The sequence below is a fragment of the Mycobacterium sp. MUNTM1 genome, assembly GCF_054660795.1.
The window spans coordinates 1-7,713 of the sequence record NZ_BAAGDE010000105.1 but is presented as its reverse complement, the minus strand read 5'-3'; the positions used below and the strand labels follow the sequence as shown (position 1 = coordinate 7,713).

The 7,713-nt window shown below is 67.9% G+C and carries 10 protein-coding genes; 2 read left to right on the top strand and 8 right to left on the bottom strand.

Features of this window, described 5'->3' with window-relative positions; genetic code table 11:
• The 8 genes from ACYQ8K_RS29525 to ACYQ8K_RS29490 form a co-directional block, all read right to left on the bottom strand.
• On the bottom strand, positions 1-384 hold a 384-nt coding region (locus ACYQ8K_RS29525), incomplete at its 3' end, for a copper resistance CopC family protein (protein WP_459974852.1).
• The gene (locus ACYQ8K_RS29520; protein WP_459974850.1) at positions 381-1,049 is read right to left on the bottom strand and encodes a YcnI family copper-binding membrane protein; all 669 of its coding nucleotides are present in this window, start codon (positions 1,047-1,049) and stop codon (positions 381-383) included. The genes ACYQ8K_RS29525 and ACYQ8K_RS29520, both read right to left, overlap by 4 nt.
• Before the next feature lie 28 nt (positions 1,050-1,077).
• Positions 1,078-1,734, bottom strand: coding sequence for a DUF6474 family protein (locus ACYQ8K_RS29515; protein WP_459974854.1), 657 nt, complete (start codon positions 1,732-1,734; stop codon positions 1,078-1,080).
• Positions 1,735-1,866: 132 nt separating this feature from the next.
• Entirely contained in the window at positions 1,867-2,265 is a 399-nt protein-coding gene (locus ACYQ8K_RS29510; RefSeq protein ID WP_007771864.1) for a hypothetical protein, read from the bottom strand.
• A 414-nt stretch (positions 2,266-2,679) separates the two neighbouring features.
• Positions 2,680-3,381, bottom strand: a complete 702-nt coding sequence (locus tag ACYQ8K_RS29505; protein ID WP_459974847.1) for a TMEM165/GDT1 family protein — start codon at positions 3,379-3,381, stop codon at positions 2,680-2,682.
• 247 nt (positions 3,382-3,628) lie between these two features.
• Complete coding sequence (locus ACYQ8K_RS29500) at positions 3,629-4,162, bottom strand: peptidase (protein ID WP_085292967.1); 534 nt, start codon at positions 4,160-4,162, stop codon at positions 3,629-3,631.
• Between the two features lie 198 nt (positions 4,163-4,360).
• The gene (locus ACYQ8K_RS29495; protein WP_007771867.1) at positions 4,361-4,984 is read right to left on the bottom strand and encodes a superoxide dismutase; all 624 of its coding nucleotides are present in this window, start codon (positions 4,982-4,984) and stop codon (positions 4,361-4,363) included.
• Positions 4,985-5,132: 148 nt separating this feature from the next.
• Positions 5,133-5,288: a hypothetical protein gene (locus ACYQ8K_RS29490; protein ID WP_165762711.1), complete on the bottom strand. Its 156-nt coding sequence runs from the start codon at positions 5,286-5,288 to the stop codon at positions 5,133-5,135.
• 480 nt (positions 5,289-5,768) lie between these two features.
• Here ACYQ8K_RS29490 and ACYQ8K_RS29485 point away from each other — a divergent pair, with 480 nt between their 5' ends.
• Both ACYQ8K_RS29485 and ACYQ8K_RS29480 read left to right on the top strand, forming a co-directional pair.
• Complete coding sequence (locus ACYQ8K_RS29485) at positions 5,769-6,815, top strand: DUF4328 domain-containing protein (protein ID WP_459974844.1); 1,047 nt, start codon at positions 5,769-5,771, stop codon at positions 6,813-6,815.
• A gap of 4 nt (positions 6,816-6,819) precedes the next feature.
• Positions 6,820-7,644: a glycerophosphodiester phosphodiesterase gene (locus tag ACYQ8K_RS29480; protein WP_459974842.1), complete on the top strand. Its 825-nt coding sequence runs from the start codon at positions 6,820-6,822 to the stop codon at positions 7,642-7,644.
• The last annotated feature ends 69 nt before the right edge of the window (positions 7,645-7,713 follow it).

Sequence of the window (7,713 nt, the reverse complement as noted above, 5' to 3'; positions counted from 1 at the left end):
GGTGCCCAACGAATCGGGCACCGTGAGCCGAAACGACCAGGATCCGGACACCACGTGGCCGTCGGCCGACGTCACCCGGTAGTTCACCGTGTACGTCCCGGCCGGCCCGAGCGCACGCAGGGCGACGCCGACCACCGCGCCCTGCACCGTGGGGTCTCCGGTGGACCACACGTTGCCGTCCGGCCCGACCACCGTCATGGCCGCGAACGTGGTTTGCAGCTGCTCGTTGAAGGTGGCGCTCACCCGCGGCGGACCGGCGGCCAGCACCGCATCGGCCGCGGGATCGGTGGAGACGCGGGTGGCGTGCGCGGCCGCTACCGGCGCGGTCAGCGTGGCGATCGCGAACATGAGGCCCACGCAGGCGCCGAGCGCCAGGCGCCTCATGTCCGGCGGCGGATCAGTGCGATCGCGACGCCGGCGGCGGCGATCACCAGGGCCGCGCCGCCCAGCAGGCGGGCCGCGTTGTCGGCCGCGTTCGGTCGTGCGGCGGCCGGCGCCGACGCGGGTGACCCGTGGTGTTGGTGCGGGCCCGAAGGGCCGGCGGCGAGGGTGAGCATGGGCACCGGGTGCTCCGGCTCGCCTCCGTCGGGCAGCGTCGGCTGGTCCCACTTCACCACGGTTCCGTCGGCGTAGGTCTGCGTGGCGGGGAAGCTGACGGTATCGGTGTCGGGCAGCTTCACCGACAGCCGGAACAGCCCGAATTGATCTGGTCCGATCCCGCCGGTGAGGTTGGCGGTCCACGTCACCGAACGCACGGTGCCGGACGCGGCATCCCGGTCGAACTTGGCCGTCCAGCCCGGCAGGCTCTCGGTGCGTGCCGATGCGACGTTGGGAAGCGTGACGGTCAGCGCGGTGGTGAGCGCCCCGGTGTCCGATTCGTTGGGCACCTGGAACGTGACGATCGCCATGGCCCCGCGTACCGCGTTGTCGCTGCTGGCGTGCACGTGCGCCCAGGCGGCGGGGGTCTGGGCCGCCGATCCGAGATAGAGGGCGGCGGCCGCCGCGAGGGCGGTCATGGTGCGCGAGATCCACCTGCTGGGGATTGCCATGCGGGGGTGTTGCCTTCCGTGCGGGTGATCAGCTCAGGCCGAGGCGGGCCATCAGGTCCGCCTCGATCCCGTCGAGCTGTGACGAGATCGCGGCGTGGGCGGCCCGGCGCCGCGCGGCCGGCATGTTCTCCGCGGCGGTGATCGCCGCCGACAGATCGGTGACCCGCTCGGCGATCGCGGAGACGAACTGCTTGGTCTCGGCGTCCTTGGGCTTCTTGTCCTGCACCATCCGCAGCGACTTCTCCGCCCCCGCGATGCGGGCCGACAGCTGGGCGCCATGACCGGAGAACTGGCCGATCTGGGCCAGCGGAATGCCGAGCTGATCGGCGCGACGCTGGTCGATCAGCGCGCGGGCCGCGACGGCGGCCCGGTAGATGAGCGGGGTGAGGATCGGCGCGAGCAGCCGAGACACCGTCAATACCCGCCGGATTCGTGTCGGTGAGAAGATCTTGCCCTCCCGCACGGCTTTGAGTTCGGCCTCGGCGACTTTGAGTGCGTTGCGGTCGCTGTCGCGTTGGGCCTTGATCTGCGCGCGCAGCGCCTTGCTCTCCGCCCGTTGCGCGGATTTGGCGCGGCGGATCTCGTTCTTCGCGGCCAGCTTGGCCTCGAGCTTCGCCCGGGCCTTGATCGCGCGGGCTTCAGCGCGACGCGTCGCGCGGCTCTTTCGCTTGCGGAACAGGCCCATTCCCGGCCGCCTCCCGGTCATCTCGTGGACTATCGCTCTCGCGGTTGCGCGATCCGCTGAGCCAACCCTAATCGGAATGGGCGGGCGGCAGCCCTCCAGGGCAGGCCCGGCGGCCGGTGTCAAGCGCGGACGTCAGGCGTCTAAGTGCTCGGCCCGGCGCAGTTCGTTGACCCGTTCCATGACCTCACGCTGCGCCTCGGGGGACAGCTCGGCCGTGCGCACCGCGATGCGGCGCACATTGTCGTCGCGCGTCGTGGCCAGCCACGACAACTCTTTGTCGAGCTTCTCGTAGTACTCGTCGTCGGTGAAGTAGGCCGACTTGATCCGGAAGAAGTTGGCCAGGGCGGCCATGGTCGCCGTCGACGGGTTGGTGCGGTTGCCGGAGCGCAGCTGGGAGAGGTAGGGAGCCGACATCGTGATGCCCTCAGCCTTGAGCGCCGCGATCACTTCTGCGGAGGTGTGCGGCCCGCGTCCGGGGGGATACACCGTGTCGAACAGGCGGTTCAGGCGAGCAGCGAACGTCGTGCTCATTGATATGACCTCCACTGGGCTGTAGAAGTGAACTATTACCTAGGTGTATTTGCTGATCATGGTAGCGAGGCTTGGTGACCGTAACCAGGTGCAAACCCCAGGGGATTCCCGACCGGCATAGCTGACGCCTGCCACCTCCCCACTTGACGAGCGTCTAACTGATTCGCTGGGGTGTCCACTAAATCAGCGAAACTCACAGGTTATCCGCAGAATTGGACGTCCGTTCCGAAGTGGCGGGCGGATGGCCCGCTGACGTGGACGATAATATGCCAGGCCGTGCTGGGAAATCACACCGCAACGGGTCGGCGAGCCGGACCGATTTAGCACACCCTTTGCTGCCCAATGCGAAAACGGGCCCGGTGACTGTCGCGTTGCCCGGCAGACGGCCCCTCGGTGCCGGCGGTCGAGGCGTCGTTAACTTAGCCGGTTTGCGGTGGTCCGGCGCCGATTTGCCGTGACGGTTCTGCGGCGCCCCCGCGTCCGCGCAACCGCGATTGCGGCAACGGCCATCGCCACGGCGACGGTCGCGGCGACGGCTACCCAGCGCCAGCCCAAGGCGCTGTCGAACAGCATCCACAAGCCGAAGGTCAGGAACAGCAGGCTGGCGGCGACGTGCAGCAGTTTTTCCGGAAGGCGTCGGTGTAGCAGCCGTCCGACGGCGATCGCCAAACCGTCGGCCAGCACCATGCCCAGCGTCGAGCCGATCCACACCCCGACCCAGTCGTGGTGGCTGGCCAACGTCACCGTCGCCAGGGCGGTCTTGTCGCTCATCTCCGCGAGCGCGAACGACGACACCACGGTGAGGAAGGCGAATCGCGGTTCGCGCGGCTGCGTCACCGTCTCGTCGGTGGCCGCGCCCTCGCGCCAGGCCCACACCGCGAATGCGAGGAAGGCGAGGGCCGATGCGAAGGCCAGCGGCCGGGCCGGCAGGGCAGCGCCCAGGAAGTGCCCGATCGTCACCGAAACCCCGTGCACCGTGAACGCGGCGAGCGCCACCCCGGTCAGCACCACCCACCACCGGTAGCGCAGGGCGTAGGTCATGGTGATCAGCTGGGATCGGTCGCCGAGTTCGGCGACGAACACCACGCCCAAAGTCAACAGGGTGGCGGCGAGCATCTCGGGTGACCTTTCGACGCGTCGTCGACGACAAGTCGTCGAACTCCGGTCGAAGGTCTCGCCCACCGGGTGAACCGGTCCGCCGGCCGGGCTGTGCGCCAGTATGTCGACCCGACGATTGGGGGCTACTCCCCTTCGCTAACGGTCCCAGATTAATGGGACCATTCGGCCTCCGCCAGCGGGGCAACGGAGTTCGGTCGGCCGCATTTCTGGGATCCGAGTCCCGAACTGTTGTCGGGCATTTCATTCATGCGGCGAGGAGCATCGCCAGTATCGCCGTATCGGGATGGCTGATCGGGTCGACACCGACGCGGCTCACCATCGAGGTAATGGTGCCGTCGGCTTCCGCTTCCACCCACGCCGCCCGATGCTCGAGTCCGAGGTAGGGCAATCCGGGCAGCAATACGCATCCCGACGCCGCCCCGTTGCATTCCGGCAGTGACGGCGTGGTTTCCGAGGGCGGGTGCAACATGAGCAACGCCGGGGGCTGATGTTCCGCGAAATAGCCCGGCTGAATGGCCGATTCACCGAAAACCGTGCCCTCGGCCAGCACGAGTCCGACCGTGCCCGGTTCGGGCTCGTCCGGCAATTCCTCGCGGGCCCCGAAGACCGTTGTGGTGGAGAGCAATCCGGGCAGCGAAGCGATCCGTACTGCAACCATGAGCAGCTGTGCCCATTCTTTGGTCGAATCCGGCCACCGCCCGGAAATCACAAATCCTTTCAAGGCGCCACGAGAATGGAACGGGGATACCCCGATGGGCCGATCCGCCCCTGTCTCCATTTCGACCTCCGCGCGACGCCTCCGCTTGGAATAACCACACTGGTAAGTCCGAATAATTAAGCATGCCTGCGGATTAGGCGCCTTGCAACACGACACGGTCGGTGGGGCTAAGACGTTGTCATGCCGGTCGATCAAAGGTCAGACAAACGACGGGGGCGCCGCGCAACCGCGCGACGCCCCCGCCGATCGAAATGAAAGTCAGCCGAAAATCAGGCCCTGCGTTTTCGAGGTCGCGGCCGCGTATCGCTTCTGCACGTCCGCCCAGTTGACGACGTTCCAGAACGCCTTGACGTAATCTGCCTTGACGTTCTTGTACTGCAGGTAGAAGGCGTGCTCCCACATGTCCACCTGCAGCAGGGGGATGATGCCGAGTGGAACGTTGGCCTGCTGGTCGTAGAGCTGGAAGGTGAGCAGTCGGTTGCCGAGGGTGTCGTAGCCCAGGACCGCCCAGCCCGAGCCCTGCAGCCCGTTGGCGGCCGCGCTGAATTGCGCGCGGAAGCGGTCGAAGGACCCGAACGCGTCGTCGATCGCCGCGGCCAATTCGCCGGTCGGCTTGTCGCCGCCGTCCGGCGACAGGTTCTTCCACCAGATCGAGTGGTTGACGTGGCCGCCCAGGTGGAAGGCGAGGTTCTTTTCGTTCAGGAAGATCGCAGCGTGGTCCTCGTTGGCGCGGGCCTCTTCGAGCTTCGACAGAGCGTCGTTCACGCCTTTGACGTACGTGGCGTGGTGCTTACTGTGGTGGATCTCGTTGATCTGCCCCGAGATGTGCGGTTCCAACGCTGCATAGTCCCAGTCCAGGTCGGGCAGGGTGTATTCAGCCACGGCATTCCTTTCTTCGATTATCGTCTTGACGCTCAGTCGCGCGGGGTCGCCTCACGGCGGCCAGCCGTTATCAACCCTGCTCCATGACCGCGCGCTCCGCAAGAACGACCCATGTGAGCCGGAACGCGAATACCCGCTCAGCGGCTTTTCAAGACAAGACGATGACCGCGAGCACCGCGAGCAACGCCAAGGCGATCAACCCGGCGCGCAGCGCGGCGATGCTGTAGCTGTGATTCCACGCCGGCGAGCCGCAGTACGACTTCGACGGGCCCGGTGAACCCGGACCGAACGAATGCGTGGCCATCAATCGCCTTTCACCCCCCGGTCACCTCGCGTCAGTGAGGTGAGTCACAAACACTTTTCGAGAACGCGATCATAGCGCTTTGTCGCGAGGTTGAGAAATAACGTGCTGAGCTGCGGGTTGGCGGTACGGCAGGCGCCGCAAGGCCGATCCGGCCGGGCATCACTCGTGGTTCGGACGTGCGGCCCGTGAAGGTGTTTAGTGAGCCAACACATTTCGCTCGACGACCGGTTTCGGACTGTCGATGCCGTGCCCACAATCCCGGGGTGTTATCCACAGTGACACCACGGTCAGCCCCCAGAGGCTGTAGTGATGCGCTCTATACCCACCGGGTGTATGTGGATAAACCTGTGGAAACTGTGGATAGTCTCTGCCGCCGCCGTCGGTTGCCGAGCCCAATCGGGCAATCGCCGATTGGGGACCTCGAGCGGGGCCCAGGCCGGTGTCCCTCGGCCCGCGTCGGGGCGGCGTTAGTCTGGTCCGGTGATCCAGGTGTGCTCCCAGTGCGGCACGCGCTGGAACGTGCGCGAGCGACAACGAGAATGGTGTCCCCGCTGCCGCGGGGCCCTGATGGCGCCCGCCGCTGATGCCCCGCCGCCCGACCCGCGATGGGGTGCGCCCGGTGCCCCGATGCAGGTTCGCCGCTCGGCGACGCCGGGGTGGCAGCGCACTCCGCCGCGACTGCCGCCCGGTTACCGCTGGATAGCGGTGCGGCCCGGCGCCGCGCCGCCGCCACGACGCGGCCGCCGTCCCCTCGGGCCGACGCCGCGCTACACGGTCATACCGCGGTGGGGTTTGGCCGACCGCGTCGAGCAGGCGCCCGCGGCCGCCGAAGCGCCCGCGCAGCAGGGGCCGCCGACGCAGATCGTCCGCACCACGTCCTTCGTCAGCGTGCTGGTGCTCGCGATCGCCGCCCTGGTGTATGTGGTGCGGTACGTGCTGCTGGTGGTCAACCGCAACAGCTTGCTGAACTCCTGGGTGGCCCTCGGCGCCGACTGGCTCGGCGTGCTCGCGAGCGTGGGCGCGGTGGCCGCGGTGATCGCCTCCGGCGTGGTGCTGATCCGCTGGATGATCGCGCGCCGCGCCGCCGTGTTCGCCCATCATGGTCTGCCCGAACAGCGCTCCACGCGGGCGCTGTGGGCCGGCTGCGTGGTGCCGCTGGCCAACCTGCTGTGGGCCCCGGTGTTCGTGATCGAGCTGGCGCTGCTCGAAGAGCACTATGCCCGGCAGCGGAACACCATCCTGCAGTGGTGGGGCGCCTGGGTGTGCAGCTACGGCGTCTCCATCGCGGCTATTGCGACCAGCTTCGCCGCCGACGCTCAGGGCATCGCCAACAACACCGTCCTGATGGTCTTCGCGTATCTGTTCGCGGCCGCCACGCTGGCCGGCGCCACCCGCGTCTTCGAGGGATTCCAGCGCAAACCCGTCGCCCGGCCCGCGCATCGCTGGGTCGCGGTTCCCGACGACGGGCCCGCAGCCCCGGGGCCGGGCGCCCCGGTTGAGTTGAAGGGGCAGGACCCGGCAGCATAGGGGTATGACGTGGGCCGACGAGGTGCTCGCCGGGCATCCTTATGTCGTCGCCCACCGCGGCGCGTCGGCCGCGCGGCCCGAACACACGCTGGCCGCCTACGACCTTGCGCTGAAAGAAGGCGCCGACGGCGTGGAATGCGACGTGCGCCTGACCCGCGACGGCCATCTGGTGTGCGTGCATGACCGCCGACTGGACCGGACCTCGACCGGCGCCGGCCTGGTCAGCACGATGACGCTGGCCGAATTGCGCGAACTCGAATACGGCGCGTGGCACGACAGCTGGCGAGAAGACGGCGCGCACGGCGACACCAGTTTGTTGACGCTGGACGCGCTGGTGTCGCTGGTACTGGATTGGCATCGTCCGGTGAAGCTGTTCATCGAAACCAAGCACCCGGTCCGGTACGGCTCGCTGGTGGAGACCAAGCTGCTTGCGTCGCTGCATCGGTTCGGCATCGCCGCGCCCGCCTCGGCGGACCGGTCCCGCGCGGTGATCATGTCGTTCTCGGCGTCCGCGGTCTGGCGGATCCGGCGAGCCGCGCCGCTGCTGCCCACGGTGCTGCTGGGCAAGACCGCCCGCTATCTGACCAGCGGCGCGCCCACCGCCATCGGCGCCACCGCCGTCGGGCCCTCGCTCACCACGCTGAAGGAATATCCCCAACTGGCCGACCGCGCGATCGCCCAGGGCCGGGCGGTCTACTGCTGGAACGTCGACGACTACGACGACATCGATTTCTGCCGCGACGTCGGGGTGGCCTGGCTCGCCACGCACCACCCGGGCCGCACCAAGGCCTGGCTGCAGGGCAACCGCGCGGGCGAGGGCAGCGGCTAGCTGTCGTGACCTGACACGTTGTTGTCAGGCGGCGAGCCGGCTGATTGGTGGTCGTCCGCCCAATGCGGA